We start from the raw sequence: 15,843 nt of genomic DNA, 5'->3' as shown, positions 1-15,843 counted from the left end.
AACGAGTGCGCAACACTACGCTCCGCAGTGTCTGTGAAGGGCATGCGGAATCACCTGCAAACACCTTTTACGGGCCCTCCATCCAAAGGGAGTTCAGGGGCGGGCAAAGATCAGTACAACCAACTCCTTTCCTCATGAGTCGACATCGGCAACGGCGATGCCCGTTGACCGGATACGACCAGAGGATCGAATGAACCCAGCCAGACGCGCCGCGGCCGGTGCCGTGGTGCTCGCCAGCGCGGCCGGTCTCCTGACCACCGTCGCCGCCCCCGTCGCCTCGGCCACGACGACCTGCGCGACACCGGTCTACAAGCGGCAGTTCTTCGCGAACACCACGTTCACGGGCACCCCGAAGAAGACCGACTGCGACTCCGCGGTCAGCGAGAGCTGGAGCGGCACCCCCGCCTCCGGCCTCCCCAAGGACGACTTCGGCGTCCGCTGGAGCGTGACCCGCGACTTCGGCTCCGGCGGCCCCTTCGCCCTCGCCGCGTCCGGACTCGACGGCATCCGCGTGTACGTCGACGGCAGCCGCAAGGTCGACCTGTGGAGGAACACGACCGGGACGGTGAGCAGGACCGTCAACGTCACGGTCCCCAGGGGCACGCACACCCTCCGTGTCGACTACGTCAACTGGACCGGCGCCGCCAAGGTCAAGTTCACGTACACGCCCCGGACTTCGGCGACCGTCGACAAGGTCGCGCCGCTCACCCCGCCGCACCCGCTGGTGTCCTACGACGGCAACGCCGACACGACGAAGCTGAGCTGGACGAAGAACCAGGAGATGGACCTCGCCGGCTACCGGGTCTACCGACGCCCGAAGGGCGTCACCAGCTGGACGAAGGTGGGGTCGACGACGGCGACGTCCCTGACCGACACCCCGCCCGCGACCGGCGCCGTCTACTACTACGAGGTCCGCGCCTATGACAGGGCGGGCAACGAGTCGGCAGGCACCGCCGACGCCCCGGTCACCAGCACCGTGCTGCAGACACCTGCCCGGTTCACCGTGTCCGCCATCGACACGGGCGCCTCCCTGAGCTGGTCGGGGGTGTCCGCCGCGGCGAGGTACCGGGTGGAGCGGACCGACGCCCACGGTGTCGTCACCAAGTCCTGGGACCCCGCCCGCACGGTGAGCCTCACCGACGACACGCTCGCGCGGGGCGAGGCCGCCCAGTACCGGATCGCGGCCGTGGACGGCTCCGGTCACATGTCGCCGTTCACCGAACTCCGCGCGGTGACCCGCCCGCTGGCCGCACCCCGCGAGCTGACGGCGACGGCGGGCATCGGCAGCGCGACCCTCCAGTGGACGACGAGGCCCCAGGACGCCCCGTACGGCGAGTTCCGGGTCTACCGTTCGACCACACTGCCCGTGGACACCTCGACGGCGCAGTGGGTGACCTGTACGACCAGCTTCGCCACCCTCTCCGACGGGTCCCGCCGGTACGGCTGCGCCGACCTCTCGGCCGAGGAGGACACCACTTACCACTACGCGGTGGCGAACGCGCAGGGGTCGCAGATCTCCGCGCTCTCCAACACCGCCACCGTCACCACGCTGGTCTCCGACAAGCCGCCCGCCCAGGTGACCGGGCTGACGGCGACGGCCACGGGGTACGGCATCGAACTGGACTGGGACGACAACACCGAGCCCGACCTGAACCGGTACGCGGTCTACCGGGGCGTGGTGCTCGGCGACGAGGGCGACGAGCAGGTCTGCTCAGGCTCCGAGTGGGCGGACCTGCCTGCGGGCACCTCCCGCTTCCGGGACGTCCGGCTGCCCGACGGCGACCGAGCCTGCTACTGGGTGGACGCGATCGACGACGCGGGCAACTCCAGCCGGTGGCTGGGGCCCGTGTACGCCGTCGTCGTGGACGAACTGGACCTGACTCCGTCGGTGGCGACCCCGGAGGGCTCCCCGCTCACCCTGACGGCGCACGTGGCCGACTCGGGCGTTCACCTGGCGTGGAACGCGGTCGACGCGGCGACGGGCTACGTGGTCTACCGCTGGAACCCGGAGACGCAGGGCTACGAGAGGCTGGCGGCCACCACGGACCGCTCCTACGACGACATCACGGCCGGCGCCGGTACAACCCACTACTACTGGGTGACCGCGCGGTACGCCGACGGCACGGAGTCGGTGCCCGGTGCGCAGTGGGCGATCCTGGAGCCGTGACCGGCACGCGCGAAGGGGCCCGGAGGACATGTCCTCCGGGCCCCTTCGCGCGTGTACCTCTAGTCCTTGGCCTTCTTCGGCCGCCACACCACCAGCGCGCTGGTCTGCTGGACCTCCTGGTAGGGGACCAGGTCGCGGCGGTACGAGGCGTGTACCGCCGCCTCGCGCTGCCGCATCGCGGCCGCCGCGCCGTCCAGGGCCGCCTCCATGTCGGCCACGCGGGCCTGGAGCGCGGCGACCTGGTTCTCCAGTTCGATGATGCGCTTGATGCCGGCCAGGTTGATGCCCTCGTCCTGCGACAACGCCTGCACCTGGCGGAGCAGTTCGATGTCGCGGGCCGAGTAACGGCGCCCCCGCCCGGCCGTGCGGTCCGGGGAGACCAGGCCGAGGCGGTCGTACTGACGCAGCGTCTGCGGGTGCAGTCCGGAGAGCTGGGCCGCCACCGAGATGACGTAGACCGGGGTCTCCTCGGTCAGTTCATACGGATTGCGTCGACGGCCGTCCATCTCTGTCATGCTCCCTTCGCAGCCTCGAACAGCTCCGCCCGCGGGTCCTCACCCGCGGTCGCCTCGCGATACGCCTCCAGTGCGTCACGAGCATTCCCCGACAGGTCCTTCGGGACACTCACCTCGACGGTGACCAGGAGGTCGCCGCGGGTGCCGTCCTTGCGGACCGCGCCCTTGCCGCGGGCACGCATGGTGCGCCCGTTGGGCGTGCCCGGAGGCAGCTTCAGGGTGACCGGCGGTCCGCCCAGGGTGGGCACCCTGACCTCGCCGCCGAGCGCCGCCTCGGTGAAGGTCACCGGCACGGTCACCGTGAGGTTGTCCTCCTTGCGGCCGAACACCGGGTGGGTGTCGACGTGGACCATGACGTACAGGTCACCGGCCGGGCCGCCGCGTTCGCCGGGCGTCCCCTTGCCGCGCAGGCGGATGCGCTGGCCGTCCGTCACCCCGGCGGGGATGCGGACCTGCATGGTCCGGGACGACTTGGCGCGGCCGCTGCCCTTGCAGTCCGGGCAGGGGTTCTCCGCGATGAGGCCGCGGCCCTTGCAGTCGGGGCAGGGGTCGGTGAGCGAGAAGCCGCCCCCGGAGCCCCGCGCCACCTGGCCGGTGCCGACGCAGGTCGGGCACACGCGCGGTGTGCCGTTCACGTCGCCGGTGCCCGAACAGGCCTTGCAGGGGGCCTGCGAGGACATCCGCAGCGGAACCGTGGCGCCCTCGATGGCCTCCGTGAAGCTGAGCGTGACCTCGGACTCGATGTCCTGGCCGCGCCGGGGCTGGGTGCGCGCGCCCGCGCCGCCGCCCCGGTTGAACAGGCCCCCCAGGACGTCGCTGAAGCCGCCGCCGCCCCCGCCGAAGCCGCCGCCCCCGGCCTGGGCGTTGCCCCCGAAGAGGTCGCCCAGGTCGAAGTTGAAGTTGCCGCCGCCCGCGCCCGGCCCCGGGCGGAAGCCGCCGTTGCCGAAGAGGGCGCGCGCCTCGTCGTACTCCTTGCGCTTCTTGGGGTCGCCGAGCACGTCGTTCGCCTCGGAGATCTCCTTGAAGCGCTCCTCGGCCTTGGCGTTGCCCTTGTTGGCGTCCGGGTGGAACTCGCGGGCGAGTTTCCGGTACGCCTTCTTGATCTCGGCCTCGGTGGCGTCCTTGGGGACGCCGAGGACCTTGTAGTAGTCCTTCTCGATGAAGTCCTTGGTGCTCATCCCCGACGTCCCTCCTTCCGCTCGGTACCTATTGCGTCAGCCCTCCTCAGGGCCGTTGTCCTTCTCGTCGCCGGCCGCCGGGGCCTCGTCGGCCCCTTCGGCCTTCGCCGGGGTCGCCCCGGGCTGGGGTTCGGCGACCGCCACCCGCGCGGGGCGGATGGTGCGCTCGCCGATGCGGTACCCGGGCTGCAGGATCGCCACGCACGTCGTCTCGGTGACGTCCGGCGCGTAGCTGTGCATCAGCGCCTCGTGGATCGTCGGGTCGAAGGGCTCGCCCTCCTTGCCGAACTGCTGCAGGCCCATCTTGGCCGCGACCGTCTCCAGCGACTCGGCCACGGACTTGAAACCGCCGACCAGTTCGCCGTGTTCCCGGGCGCGCCCGATGTCGTCGAGCGTCGGCAGGAGTTCGGTCAGGAGGTTCGCGATGGCGATCTCCCGGACCGTGATCCGGTCGCGCTCCACCCGGCGGCGGTAGTTCTGGTACTCGGCCTGGAGGCGCTGGAGGTCCGCGGTGCGCTCACCGAGCGCGGTGCGCACCTGGTCCAGCTGAGCCGTCAGGCCGGTCAGCTCGCTTGCGTTTGCGTCCCCGGCCGAGGCCGCCCCCGAAGCGGGGGCGGCCTTCGGCTCGGCGTCGTCGGAGGTCGCGCCGGAGGGGACGTCGGGCTTCTCCTCGAAGCCCGGGGTCTCCTCCGTCACGCGGCACCGTCCTTGCGCTCGTCGTCGACGATCTCCGCGTCCACCACGTCGTCGGCGTCACCGGCACCGGCGCCCGGACCGGCGGCACCGCCGGCGGCCTGGGAGGCCTGGGCGTCGGCGTACATGGCCTGGCCGAGCTTCTGGGAGACGGCCGCGACCTTCTCGGTGGCGGTGCGGATCTCGGCGGTGTCCTCGCCCTTGAGCGTCTCCTTCAGCTCGGCGATCGCACCCTCGACCTCGGTCTTGATCTCGCCCGGGACCTTGTCCTCGTTGTCCTTGAGGAACTTCTCCGTCTGGTAGACGAGCTGCTCGCCCTGGTTGCGGGTCTCGGCGGCCTCGCGGCGGCGGTGGTCCTCCTCCGCGTACTGCTCGGCCTCCTGGCGCATCCGGTCGACCTCGTCCTTCGGCAGCGAGGAGCCGCCGGTGACGGTCATCTTCTGCTCCTTGCCCGTGCCCAGGTCCTTCGCGGTCACGTGCATGATGCCGTTGGCGTCGATGTCGAAGGCGACCTCGATCTGCGGGACACCGCGCGGGGCCGGCGGCAGACCGGTCAGCTCGAACATGCCGAGCTTCTTGTTGTACGCCGCGATCTCGCGCTCGCCCTGGTAGACCTGGATCTGGACGGAGGGCTGGTTGTCCTCGGCGGTGGTGAAGATCTCGGACCGCTTGGTCGGGATCGTCGTGTTCCGCTCGATGAGCTTGGTCATGATGCCGCCCTTGGTCTCGATGCCGAGGGACAGCGGGGTCACGTCGAGGAGCAGGACGTCCTTGACCTCACCCTTGAGGACACCGGCCTGGAGGGCGGCGCCGATGGCGACGACCTCGTCCGGGTTGACGCCCTTGTTGGCGTCCTTGCCGCCGGTCAGCTCCTTGACGAGCTCGGCCACGGCGGGCATACGGGTGGAGCCGCCGACGAGGACGACGTGGTCGATCTCGCCGAGCTGGATGCCGGCGTCCTTGATCACGTTGTGGAACGGCGTCTTGCAGCGCTCCAGCAGGTCCGCGGTCAGCTGCTGGAACTGGGCGCGGGTGAGCTTCTCGTCCAGGTGCAGCGGGCCCTCGGCGGACGCCGTGATGTAGGGCAGGTTGATCGAGGTCTCGGAGGACGAGGACAGCTCGATCTTGGCCTTCTCGGCGGCCTCGCGGAGGCGCTGGAGGGCCATCTTGTCCTTGCCGAGGTCCACGCCGTGACCGGCGGCGAACTGCTTGACCAGGTAGTCGACGACGCGCTGGTCCCAGTCGTCACCACCGAGGTGGTTGTCGCCGTTGGTGGCCTTCACCTCGACGACGCCGTCGCCGATCTCCAGGAGGGACACGTCGAAGGTGCCGCCACCGAGGTCGAAGACGAGGATCGTCTGGTCGTCCTTGTCGAGGCCGTAGGCGAGCGCGGCCGCGGTGGGCTCGTTCACGATGCGCAGGACGTTCAGGCCCGCGATCTCGCCGGCCTCCTTCGTCGCCTGGCGCTCGGAGTCGTTGAAGTACGCCGGGACGGTGATGACCGCGTCGGTCACCTTCTCGCCCAGGTAGGCCTCCGCGTCCCGCTTCAGCTTCTGCAGGATGAACGCGGAGATCTGCTGGGGGTTGAAGTCCTTGCCGTCCAGCTGGATCTTCCAGTCGGTGCCCATGTGGCGCTTCACGGACCGGATGGTGCGGTCCACGTTGGTGACCGCCTGGCGCTTGGCGACCTCGCCGACCAGAACCTCGCCGTTCTTGGCGAAGGCGACGACGGACGGCGTGGTCCGGGCACCCTCGGCGTTGGTGATGACGGTGGGCTCGCCGCCTTCAAGAACGCTGACGACAGAGTTAGTCGTGCCCAGGTCGATGCCGACCGCACGTGCCATGGTGATTTCCTCCAGCTGACTTGAGTGGAACGGACTCAAGTGTGCATCAAGCCCGCGCGTGGGTCAACAGACCTGAGTCATGGACACTCAACTCTTATCCATTCCTCACACGCAACTGGCCCGTGACCTGCGAGGATTCAACGCGTCGGGGTCCATAGACCGACACCCGAAGGAGTAGCAGTACGACGCTGACGGTGACGCAGGCGACGCATGTGGCGCCGGTCCGCCCGATCCAGCCGCCGTGCACGAGCACCCCGACGAGCACCCCCGCGAAGGACACGGCCCCGAGGGCGACGGTGGCGCCGGGCGGGGTGAGCCCGAGCCTGCGCAGCCGGTGCGCGAGATGGTCGGGCCCCTGCCGCAGCACCGGCCGCCCGGCCAGCAGCCGCGACAGCACGACGAGCAGCACGTCGGCGCTCGCGACGGCGGTGAGCGCGAACAGCACGCCCGCGCTGGCGACGGGGTCGTACCCGGTCCGGGTGATCAGCGCGGCCGCGGCCAGCACGAACCCGGCGAACAGCGAGCCGGTGGCGCCGAGCGCGATCCGCGCGGGATGCCAGTTGTGCATCAGGAACCCGGTGAGCGCGGCGGCCAGCACACTCAGCAGTACGGCCAGCCCGTCCATGACCTCGGCGGAGGCGCAGGCCCCGACGCCGAAGGCGGTGACCACCCCGACGGTCCCGGCCAGCCCGTCCGCGTGGTCGAGCCCCTTGAAGGCGACGGCGACGAAGGCGATCCAGCCGACCCCGAGCACCCCCTCGACCACGCCGAACTCCGCGTACGGCACCACGCAGGCGGCCGCCACGGCCGTGCCGAGGAGCAGGAAGCGGGTCTTCAGCCGCCACACGTCGGCGATCAGCCCGAGCAGCGCCACCGCTCCCCCGGCGATCAGCAGTTCACCGACCCCGGTACCGAGCGGAGCGACCCCGGTCCAGTCGCCGGCACCGGCGACCAGACAGGTGGCGCCCACGACGGCGAGCCCGCCCAGCACCGGGACGGGACGGGTCCGCCGACGGTCGACGAGCCCCAGCCGCAGCGCGAGCGGCCGGATCAGCGCGGCGAGGACGGCGGCGAACAGCAGGGCGGTGGTGGCAGCGACGATCCCGTAGAGCACAGGTCTAAATTAGACCTAAATGTAACAATTGCGTACGAATAACACGATCACTTTGCCGCCGCAAGGCAGCCGCCGGTCAGGCACACCTCAGCGATTCAGATCACCCCGCACCTGACTACAGTGCGGGTAAAGATGCGGGTAGTCTCAGACCGACTGCATAAGTTACCGCTTAGTAATTTCGGGAACCCTCTCGCGAAGAGACCCGAAGAGAGACCTCGCAGGCCCGAGGAGCCCCCATGCAACTCGCCGCGATCATCGTGTCGCTGGTTCTGATCGTGGTCGGCGTGGCGTTGTTCGCCCGCGCCGTCCTCCAGATCTACAACTTCATGCGGCTCGGTCAGAACGTGCCCGCCGGCACCCGTACCGACGAGCCCGGCCGGCGGACCGTGACGGTGGTCAGGGAGTTCCTCGGCCACACCCGGATGAACCGCTGGGGCATCGTCGGCGTGGCGCACTGGTTCGTCGCGGTCGGCTTCTTCTCGCTGCTGCTGACGATCGTCAACGCCGTCGGCCAGCTGTTCCAGGCCGACTGGCTGCTGCCGGTCATCGGCGAGTGGGCGCCCTACAACGTCTTCGTCGAGTTCATCGGCACCATGACGGTCCTCGGCATCCTGGTGCTGATCGTCATCCGCCAGCTGAGCAAGCCGAACCGGCCGGGCCGCAAGTCCCGCTTCGCCGGCTCCAACTTCGGCCAGGCGTACTTCGTCGAGACGGTCATCCTGATCGTCGGCGTCTGCATCTTCATGCTGCACGCCCTGGAGGGCGCCCAGCACCACGTGGACTCCTACGAGGCCTCCTTCTTCATCTCGTACCCGGTGGTCCACTGGCTCGCGGGCATGGACGTCTCCACGCTCCAGAACCTGACCTACTTCTTCGCCGGTCTGAAGATCGCGACCTCGTTCATCTGGATGATCGTGGTCGCCCTCAAGACCGACATGGGTGTGGCCTGGCACCGCTTCCTGGCATTCCCGAACATCTGGTTCAAGCGCAACGCCACCGGTGAGACCTCCCTGGGCGCCCTGCTGCCGATGACCTCCGGCGGCAAGCCGATCGACTTCACCGACCCCGGTGACGACGACGTCTTCGGCGTCTCCCAGGTCGAGCAGTTCTCCTGGAAGGGCCTGCTGGACTTCTCCACCTGCACCGAGTGCGGCCGCTGCCAGTCGCAGTGCCCGGCCTGGAACACCGGCAAGCCGCTCTCCCCGAAGCTGCTCATCATGTCCCTGCGGGACAACGCGCACGCCAAGGCGCCCTACCTGCTCGCGGGTGGCGGCAAGACCATGGAGGGCGAGGAGAAGGCGTCCGAGGAGCAGCTGGCGGGCGTCCCCGCGGCGGCCCTCGCCGAGGCCGAGCGGCCGCTGATCGGCACCGCCGAGGAGAACGGCGTCATCGACCCGGACGTGCTGTGGTCCTGCACCACCTGCGGCGCCTGTGTCGAGCAGTGCCCGGTGGACATCGAGCACATCGACCACATCGTCGACATGCGCCGCTACCAGGTGATGATCGAGAGCGCCTTCCCGTCCGAGGCGGGCACGATGCTCAAGAACCTGGAGAAGAAGGGCAACCCCTGGGGCCTGGCCAAGAAGCAGCGCCTGGAGTGGCTCAAGGAGGTCGACTTCGAGGTCCCGGTCGTCGGCCAGGACATCGAGGACCTCACCGAGGTCGAGTACCTCTACTGGGTCGGCTGCGCCGGCTCCCTCGAGGACCGTGCCAAGAAGACCACCAAGGCCTTCGCCGAGCTGCTGCACATCGCGGGCGTCAAGTTCGCGATCATGGGCGGCGACGAGAAGTGCACCGGCGACTCCGCCCGCCGCCTCGGCAACGAGCCCCTGTTCCAGGAGCTCGGCATGGAGAACGTCATGGCGCTGAACACGGCGTTCGGCGAGGAGCTGGACGACGACGGCAAGGTGACCGAGGAGTCCCGCAAGCCGAAGTCGGCCAAGAAGATCGTCGCCACCTGCCCGCACTGCCTCAACACCATCGGCAACGAGTACCCGCAGCTCGGCGGCGACTACGAGGTCATCCACCACACCCAGCTGCTCCAGCACCTGGTGGACCAGGGCAAGCTGGTCCCGGTCACCCCGGTCGAGGGCATCATCACGTACCACGACCCCTGCTACCTGGGCCGCCACAACAAGATCTACACGCCGCCGCGCGAGATCATCGCGAGCGTGCCGGGTCTGCGCAACGAGGAGATGCACCGCCACAAGGAGCGCGGCTTCTGCTGTGGCGCGGGCGGCGCCCGGATGTGGATGGAGGAGCGGATCGGCAAGCGCATCAACAACGAGCGCGTGGACGAGGCGCTGTCGGTGAACCCCGACATCGTCTCCACGGCCTGCCCGTTCTGTCTGGTGATGCTCACCGACTCGGTCAACGGCAAGAAGAACGACGGCAAGGCCAAGGAGTCCATCACGGTGGTCGACGTGGCCCAGCTGCTGCTCGACTCGGTGAAGACGCCGGCCGACCCGGCGGGCGCCGCCGAGCCGGAGAGCGCGCCGGAGCCGGAGCCGGTGAAGTAGCTCCCTCGCACAGGGGAAAGCCCCCCGGCCCAGTGTGGGCCGGGGGGCTTTCCCGTGCGCGCCGGCCGGTCAGGCGCGCGGGCGCTCGAAGGTCAGCAGCAGGCCCTCGACGGCGCCGGGGCCTATCCGGCCCTTGACGTCGGCGGCGGTGATGGCCTTGAGACCCCAGCCGTCCTCGGCGTGCTTGTTGAGGACCTTCTCCAGCTTGTCGCTGTCCAGTGCGTCGCCGATCAGCGACTCCCGGAAGGTGACGACCTTGTACTCGTACGCGTAGGCACTGCTCATGTCTGCGGGATCCTCCTGCCGGCGGGGCCGGGTCGGAACGGGTTGCCGGGGGCCAGACAATCACCCCGGGGCACCGCCGCACACCGCGGGACCGGATTTCGCCCCGTCCGGGCCGGCTCAGGCCGCGGCGGCGGTGGCGTTGACGGTCACCGGGATGTTGCCGCGGGTGGCCTTGGACGCGGGTGGCCTTGGAGTAGGGGCAGATCCGGTGGGCGGCGGCGCCCAGTTCGGTGGCGCTGGCCGCGTCGACGCCGCCGAGTTCCACGTTGAGCACGGCGGCCAGGCCGAACTCGTCGTCGTCACCGTGGTGGAGGGTGACCTCGGCGGTGATGGCGGTGCTGGTCAGCCGGATCCGGCGGTCGGCGGCGGCGCGGCGCACGGCTCCCAGGAAGCAGGCCGCCCAGCCCGCCGCGAACAGCTGCTCGGGGTTGCCGGACGTACCCCTGCTCAAGGAGTGCGAGAACCCGGAGTGCACCCGCACCTACATCGACCGCTCCCGCGGGATGCGGCGGCACTGGTGCGGCATGGAGTCCTGCGGCAACAAGATCAAGGCCGCCGCGTACCGGGCGCGCAAGAAGGCGGCGCCGTCGGCGTCCCGCTGACCCGCAGGTACTCGATACCGGTGTCGAGGGCCGCCCTGAGGTGCGTCGACTCACCGGTGGACAGCATGAGGGAGACCCCGCCCTGGATGCCCGCGAGCAGCGCGGCGGACGCGCGGTCGACGTCCAGGTCCGGCGCGACCAGCCCGCCGGCCCGCAGGGCGCGGATGCCGCGGGCCAGGTCCTCCTGCCACTGCCGCATCAGCCCCGTGACGATCGCCCGCGCGCCGGGGCTGGTCCGCCCGACCTGGAGGAACAGCGCCCCCAGGGGGCACTGGTCGCCCTGTAGTTCGTAGCGTTCCACCACCACGTCCCGCCACCGCTGCCAGGACTCCCAGGAGTCCAGCCGGCCCAGGTGCGGCTGCTGGTCCGCGAGGACCCGGTCCGCCTCGAACCGGGCCACGGCGAGCAGCAGGGCGTCCTTGCCCTCGGGGAAGTAGTGGAAGAGCTGGCTCTTGCTGGTGCCGGTGCGGCCGCGGATGTCGTCGAGCGTGGTGGCGCCGACTCCCTGCGTGCGCAGCACCTCGGCGGCCCCCTCGACGATCCGGGCGCGGGTGGCCCGCCCCTTCGCGGTCAGCGCTTCCGGCATTCCGTCGCCTCCTCGGGCTCCGTCCGGACCGAATTTCTGGACTTGCCGGTCCATTTTACGCGACGCACAGTGGACCGCACGCCGCTCGGCACAGCCGACGAAATGAGGGAGACGGCATCATGAGTGAACGACTGCGCGACAAGACGGCCCTGGTCACAGGGTCGACCAGCAACATCGGGCAGGCGATCGCCGAGGCGTTCGCCGCCGAGGGGGCCCATGTCATCGTGTCCGGACGCAGTGCCGGACGCGGCGCACAGGTCGTGGCCGGGATCCGCGCGTCCGGCGGGCGGGCCGACTTCCTGGCGGCCGACCTCGACGGCAGCCCGGCCGCGTCCGAGGACCTCGCCGCCCGGGCCCGGGAGGCGCTGGGCGGGCGGATCGACATCCTGGTGAACAACGCCGGCGTCTACCCGGCCCCGGGCACCACGGCCACCGACGAGAAGACGTTCGACCAGGTCTACGGCGTGAACGTCAAGGCACCGTTCTTCCTGACCGCCGCCGTCGCCCCCGCGATGGTGGAGGCCGGGGCCGGAGTGATCATCAACCTCGGCTCCTGGATCGCCCGGCTCGCCGTCCCCGTCGGTGCCCTCTACAGCTCCACCAAGGGCGCCATGGAGACCCTCACCCGTGCCTGGGCGGCGGAGTTCGGCCCTCAGGGCGTACGGGTCAACGCCGTCTCACCCGGCGTGATCCTGCCCCCGGCCCCGCCCGGCGCACAGCCCCACCCCGGCGAGGTGATGATGAAGGGCACCCCGGCCGGCCGGATGGGCACGCCGGACGCCATCGCCCACGCCGTGGTCTGGCTGGCGTCCGACGAGGCGTCCTTCGTGCACGGCACCGTGGTGGACGTCGACGGGGGCAGGACCGGGGTCGCCGTCGTCGCGGCGTAGGACCTGCGGCCTTCGGACCGCCGGTGCGGCGGTGCGGCGGTGCTCACTTCAGGCCGATCGCCGCGCAGTCCGCCGCGTACTCCGGGGTGCAGATCTGGCCGACGGTGTAGACGCCGTCCGCGACCACGGTGTCCTTGATGTTGTCCCGGGTGACCGAGACCACCGGCACCAGGGCCGCGGGCACCTTCCGCCCGCCGGCCGCCTCGACCTTGTCGGGGGTCAGCGCGTCGTACTGGATGTCCTTGCCCTGCACCTTGTACACCGCCATCTCGGCGGCCTGGGTGGCCTCGTCCAGGAACGACTTGTAGACGGTCATCGACTGCTCGCCGGAGACGACCCGCTGCACCGCGTCCAGGTTGGCGTCCTGCCCGGTGACCGGCGGGATGTGGGTCGCCCCCGCCTGCTTCATCGCCTCGATGACGGCACCCGCCATGCCGTCGTTGGCCGAGTAGACGGCGGCGATGTTGTGCAGGCCGACGGCCTGGATCGCCTTCTTCATGTTCGCGCCGGCGACCTTCGGCGACCACTTGTCGGTGTCGTACGCCCTGGCGATCCGGACGTTGTTGCGGAACTCGTCGATGGCGCCCTTCTTGAAGCTCGCCGTGTTCGGGTCCGCCGGGTCGCCGTTCATCATGACGATCTCGCTGGTCTCGGCCTTGCTGCCGAGCGCCGTCATGATGGCGCGGCCCTGGACCTCGCCGACGAGTTCGTTGTCGTGGGAGACGAACGCGTCGACCGGGCCCCGGGCGAGCCGGTCGTAGGCGATGACGGGGATGCCGGCGTCCTTCGCCCTGCCGACCTCCGGCTCGATGGCCCCGGCGTCGACCGCGTCCACCAGGATGACGTCGACCTTCCGGTCCACCATCCGCCGGAACTGCCGGCTCTGAGTGGCCGCGCTCGCCTCGGCGTTGGCGTAGACGACCTTGCCCTTGCCGTGGGTCAGGGAGGCGATCTCCTTCGTGAAGATGGGGTGGTCGAAGGTCTCGAACCGGGACGTGGCCTTGTCGGGCAGGAGCAGACCCACCGTCATGTCGTCGCCCTTCGCCGCGGTCGCGGGGTCGCCGCTCCCGTCCATGCCGTCGACGACACCGCACGCGGTGAGTGCGAGGGCGGACGCGGCGGCGGCCAGCGCCAGGGCGAGACGGGGCATGGGGGTGCCGCAGAGGACAGGTGCGCTCACACCAGCGCCTTCCAAGTGGGGGGCCATCAAGTGCAACCGATGATGTGAGGGAAGCAAACGCGCAGCGGCCGGACCCGTCAAGCCGCGCCCCCGGCGGGCCGGTTGGCCGACGCGGGGTGCGACGGGGCGGACAAAGGGTGCCGTGACGAGGGTTTTTGCTGGTCAGAAGGGTGCGGACGGAAGGGCTGGCGACGGGGCGCCGAATGTGCGGATTTCGGAGGGCCCGGGTCGGGGACCGGTGAAGGCCGCGTGAAAGTCCGGCCGCTTCGCGAGCGTTATCACCGGTGGCGTCCGTCGCCCGGGGCTTCGACGGCCGCCCCGGAACCCGGCGTCTGCCCTCCGGGCCCGAGGCCGGAGCGCCGCCCCTGACCGGTGGCCGGGGTTTCGGCGCCGGAGGCGGGGAGCGTCAGGGCCCGGAGCGCGGACAGTGCGCCGTTCGCGACCGGGGACGGCGGTGCCGACTCCGGCGGGACGGCCCGGAAGGCGCTCGGGGGCAGGCCGTAGACCGCGCGGAACCGGCGCGAGAAGTGGTACGCGTCGGCGAAGCCGCACCGGACCGCGATGGCGCGCAGCGAGAGGTTGCTCAGCCACAGCAGCGGCTCGGCCCGCGCCAGCCGCAGCCGTTCCAGCCCCTCCACCGGGCCGACGCCGAGGCTCCGCCGGCAGATCCGGCACAGCGTGCTCTCCGACACCCCGGCCGCCCGGGCCAGCCGCTCCAGGGGAAGCGGCCGGGCGACGCCGTCCGACCAGTGGGCGCGGACCGCGGCCATCATGGCGACGAGCGGTTCCGGGAGGGTGTCCGCGCCGGTCCCGGGACCGGGGCCGTGCACGAACGTGAGGAGCAGCAGCCGCAGGGTCTCCTCGGCGTGCCGCTGCCAGGCCGGTGGCCGGCCGGAGCCGAGTGCCAGCAGGTACCGGCAGAGCGCGGCCATCGGATCGTCCCGCCCCGTCAGGTCCCGCACGACCGGCCAGCCGGTGTCGTCCGGGGGCGGCCCGCCCGGTACGGCCGGGGGCAGCCGGAAGTGCGCGTAGCCGTGCCGGGTGGGCCGGCCCGGGTCCCAGCGGAAGGTGTCGCGCATGCCGGGCCGTACCAGCAGCAGCGCGCTCGGTGTCAGCCGCAGGGTCCGGTCACCGCAGGTCCAGCGGGCACTGCCGTTCAGCAGCCAGACGAACTCGTACGACCCCGCGTCCCTGGGCCCGAACACCGAGGCGGGCGGGTAGTCGGCGACGGCGGGACCCAGCCGTGCCAGGAGTTCGGGTGTGGGCAGCGTGCCCGCGGGCGGCGGGACGTGCTCGGCGGTCCCCGTCACGGCCTCACCGGTCGCAGCCCCCGGACCGGTCGCGCCGTACCCGGGGCGTACGGATGCCGGTGGTTCCCTTGTAGGCGTACGGGTCGTTCCCCGCGACCAGCACGATGTCCCGGAAGTCGGCCTGCGCCATGGGCACTTCGATGCCGGGGTGCGCCCAGGGGAGCAGCGACGAGGCGCTCATGTAGTGGTTGACCAGTGCCCGCCGGAAGCCCCGCCGGCCGTTGTTGGGCAGCGACCTGTGCAGCAGGTAGCCGTGGAAGAGCAGCACCGAGCCGGCGGCGATCTCGACCGGCACCGCGTCCGCCTCGTCGTACGGGAAGCCGTAGGACTGGACCGTGCAGTCGTAACGGGCGTCGTCGTGCTCGCGGTTGGGGTAGATGACGCCGGGCCGGTGCGAGCCCGGCAGGACCCACAGGCAGCCGTTGTCGACGGTGGCGTCGTCCAGGGCGAGCCAGGCGGCGGTCAGGGACCGGTCCCGGGTGGGGATGAACATCTCGTCCTGGTGCCACGCCTGGCCCGGTCTGCCCTCGGACTTGACGAACAGCATCGACTGCATCGACTTGATGTCGGGTCCGATCACCTCGGTCAGCGGCCCGACGACGGCGGGATGGCGCATGGTGTCGAGCATGAGCGAGGACAGCTTGTGCGGATAGTGCACGCACAGGAACCGGCGCACGGTGTCGTCGTCGCTCTCCCCCTCGACCGGCACCGGCGCCCCCTCGACCGCGCCGCGTTGGCCGCGGCAGATGCGCACGGTCTCCGCACGCAACCCGTCCACCTCGTCCGGGGACAGGGCGGCCGGCAGCACGGCGTAGCCGTCCCGGCGGAAGCGGGTGGCGAGATCCTTCCCCGCACCGGCGCGTACGGTCATCGCGTCCCCTCCCTTTCCCGATCCATTTCCGGATCCCTTTACGGGTCCTTTTACGGATCCTTTTACGGTTCTCATCCCGGATCCTCTTA

At 70.7% G+C, this 15,843-nt stretch carries 13 protein-coding genes and 2 pseudogenes; 4 read left to right on the top strand and 11 right to left on the bottom strand.

Annotated elements, in window-relative coordinates:
* The first annotated feature begins 190 nt into the window (after window positions 1-190).
* Window positions 191-2,167 carry a fibronectin type III domain-containing protein gene (locus ACFY3I_RS36925; protein WP_390865376.1) on the top strand — a complete coding sequence of 659 codons (1,977 nt, stop codon included), beginning with the start codon at window positions 191-193 and terminating at the stop codon, window positions 2,165-2,167.
* A 59-nt stretch (window positions 2,168-2,226) separates the two neighbouring features.
* On the opposite strand, the gene ACFY3I_RS36920 is transcribed toward ACFY3I_RS36925, so the two are convergent.
* From ACFY3I_RS36920 to ACFY3I_RS36900, 5 genes are all read right to left on the bottom strand, one after another.
* Window positions 2,227-2,673 (bottom strand): heat shock protein transcriptional repressor HspR, encoded by a 447-nt coding sequence (locus ACFY3I_RS36920; RefSeq protein ID WP_365286849.1) that lies wholly within the window; start codon window positions 2,671-2,673, stop codon window positions 2,227-2,229.
* 5 nt (window positions 2,674-2,678) lie between these two features.
* Window positions 2,679-3,860, bottom strand: coding sequence for a molecular chaperone DnaJ (gene dnaJ / locus ACFY3I_RS36915; protein WP_365286755.1), 1,182 nt, complete (start codon window positions 3,858-3,860; stop codon window positions 2,679-2,681).
* Between the two features lie 36 nt (window positions 3,861-3,896).
* Complete coding sequence (grpE, locus tag ACFY3I_RS36910; RefSeq protein WP_390865375.1) at window positions 3,897-4,556, bottom strand: nucleotide exchange factor GrpE; 660 nt, start codon at window positions 4,554-4,556, stop codon at window positions 3,897-3,899.
* Window positions 4,553-6,397, bottom strand: coding sequence for a molecular chaperone DnaK (gene dnaK, locus ACFY3I_RS36905; RefSeq protein WP_390865373.1), 1,845 nt, complete (start codon window positions 6,395-6,397; stop codon window positions 4,553-4,555). Before dnaK ends, grpE begins: the two co-directional genes overlap by 4 nt.
* A gap of 94 nt (window positions 6,398-6,491) precedes the next feature.
* The gene (locus ACFY3I_RS36900) at window positions 6,492-7,511 is read right to left on the bottom strand and encodes an MraY family glycosyltransferase (RefSeq protein ID WP_390865372.1); all 1,020 of its coding nucleotides are present in this window, start codon (window positions 7,509-7,511) and stop codon (window positions 6,492-6,494) included.
* Between the two features lie 236 nt (window positions 7,512-7,747).
* Here ACFY3I_RS36900 and ACFY3I_RS36895 point away from each other — a divergent pair, with 236 nt between their 5' ends.
* Entirely contained in the window at window positions 7,748-10,030 is a 2,283-nt protein-coding gene (locus tag ACFY3I_RS36895) for a (Fe-S)-binding protein (protein ID WP_390865371.1), read from the top strand.
* A gap of 69 nt (window positions 10,031-10,099) precedes the next feature.
* On the opposite strand, the gene ACFY3I_RS36890 is transcribed toward ACFY3I_RS36895, so the two are convergent.
* Together ACFY3I_RS36890 and ACFY3I_RS36885 are read right to left on the bottom strand one after the other, a co-directional pair.
* On the bottom strand, window positions 10,100-10,315 hold the full coding sequence (locus ACFY3I_RS36890) for a DUF4177 domain-containing protein (protein WP_365286765.1): 216 nt from the start codon (window positions 10,313-10,315) through the stop codon (window positions 10,100-10,102).
* 238 nt (window positions 10,316-10,553) lie between these two features.
* Window positions 10,554-10,790 (bottom strand): annotated as a pseudogene (locus ACFY3I_RS36885) (OsmC family protein); the annotation flags it as partial.
* Between ACFY3I_RS36885 and ACFY3I_RS36880 the strand changes: the two are divergent.
* Window positions 10,747-10,917: pseudogene (locus ACFY3I_RS36880) on the top strand (CGNR zinc finger domain-containing protein); the annotation flags it as partial. The pseudogenes ACFY3I_RS36885 and ACFY3I_RS36880 sit on opposite strands and share 44 nt — an antisense overlap.
* Here ACFY3I_RS36880 and ACFY3I_RS36875 read toward each other — a convergent pair.
* The gene (locus ACFY3I_RS36875) at window positions 10,862-11,503 is read right to left on the bottom strand and encodes a TetR/AcrR family transcriptional regulator (RefSeq protein WP_390865370.1); all 642 of its coding nucleotides are present in this window, start codon (window positions 11,501-11,503) and stop codon (window positions 10,862-10,864) included. The pseudogene ACFY3I_RS36880 and the gene ACFY3I_RS36875 sit on opposite strands and share 56 nt — an antisense overlap.
* 119 nt (window positions 11,504-11,622) lie before the next feature.
* On the opposite strand from ACFY3I_RS36875, the gene ACFY3I_RS36870 reads away from it, so the two are divergent.
* Window positions 11,623-12,393: an SDR family NAD(P)-dependent oxidoreductase gene (locus ACFY3I_RS36870; protein WP_390865369.1), complete on the top strand. Its 771-nt coding sequence runs from the start codon at window positions 11,623-11,625 to the stop codon at window positions 12,391-12,393.
* Window positions 12,394-12,436: 43 nt separating this feature from the next.
* Here the strand turns inward: ACFY3I_RS36870 and ACFY3I_RS36865 are convergent, their stop codons facing one another.
* The 3 genes from ACFY3I_RS36865 to ACFY3I_RS36855 form a co-directional block, all read right to left on the bottom strand.
* Window positions 12,437-13,543 (bottom strand): sugar ABC transporter substrate-binding protein, encoded by a 1,107-nt coding sequence (locus ACFY3I_RS36865; protein WP_390865441.1) that lies wholly within the window; start codon window positions 13,541-13,543, stop codon window positions 12,437-12,439.
* A 308-nt stretch (window positions 13,544-13,851) separates the two neighbouring features.
* Window positions 13,852-14,883 carry a helix-turn-helix transcriptional regulator gene (locus tag ACFY3I_RS36860; RefSeq protein ID WP_390865368.1) on the bottom strand — a complete coding sequence of 344 codons (1,032 nt, stop codon included), beginning with the start codon at window positions 14,881-14,883 and terminating at the stop codon, window positions 13,852-13,854.
* 4 nt (window positions 14,884-14,887) lie between these two features.
* Complete coding sequence (locus ACFY3I_RS36855) at window positions 14,888-15,754, bottom strand: phytanoyl-CoA dioxygenase family protein (RefSeq protein WP_390865367.1); 867 nt, start codon at window positions 15,752-15,754, stop codon at window positions 14,888-14,890.
* Window positions 15,755-15,843: the final 89 nt, after the last annotated feature.

This window comes from Streptomyces sp. NPDC001068 (genome assembly GCF_042897315.1).
Classification (GTDB): Bacteria; Actinomycetota; Actinomycetes; order Streptomycetales; family Streptomycetaceae; genus Streptomyces.
This window is presented reverse-complemented; position numbering and strand designations above follow the sequence as displayed.

What these genes read in the sequence shown, in the direction of transcription:
- ACFY3I_RS36925 (WP_390865376.1), top strand. Translation starts at nt 191, where the DNA reads ATGAACCCAGCCAGACGCGCCGCGGCCGGTGCCGTGGTGCTCGCCAGC.
- ACFY3I_RS36920 (WP_365286849.1), bottom strand. Translation starts at nt 2,673, where the DNA reads ATGGACGGCCGTCGACGCAATCCGTATGAACTGACCGAGGAGACCCCG.
- dnaJ (WP_365286755.1), bottom strand. Translation starts at nt 3,860, where the DNA reads ATGAGCACCAAGGACTTCATCGAGAAGGACTACTACAAGGTCCTCGGC.
- dnaK (WP_390865373.1), bottom strand. Translation starts at nt 6,397, where the DNA reads ATGGCACGTGCGGTCGGCATCGACCTGGGCACGACTAACTCTGTCGTC.
- ACFY3I_RS36895 (WP_390865371.1), top strand. Translation starts at nt 7,748, where the DNA reads ATGCAACTCGCCGCGATCATCGTGTCGCTGGTTCTGATCGTGGTCGGC.
- ACFY3I_RS36890 (WP_365286765.1), bottom strand. Translation starts at nt 10,315, where the DNA reads ATGAGCAGTGCCTACGCGTACGAGTACAAGGTCGTCACCTTCCGGGAG.
- ACFY3I_RS36875 (WP_390865370.1), bottom strand. Translation starts at nt 11,503, where the DNA reads ATGCCGGAAGCGCTGACCGCGAAGGGGCGGGCCACCCGCGCCCGGATC.
- ACFY3I_RS36870 (WP_390865369.1), top strand. Translation starts at nt 11,623, where the DNA reads ATGAGTGAACGACTGCGCGACAAGACGGCCCTGGTCACAGGGTCGACC.
- ACFY3I_RS36865 (WP_390865441.1), bottom strand. Translation starts at nt 13,543, where the DNA reads ATGCCCCGTCTCGCCCTGGCGCTGGCCGCCGCCGCGTCCGCCCTCGCA.
- ACFY3I_RS36855 (WP_390865367.1), bottom strand. Translation starts at nt 15,754, where the DNA reads ATGACCGTACGCGCCGGTGCGGGGAAGGATCTCGCCACCCGCTTCCGC.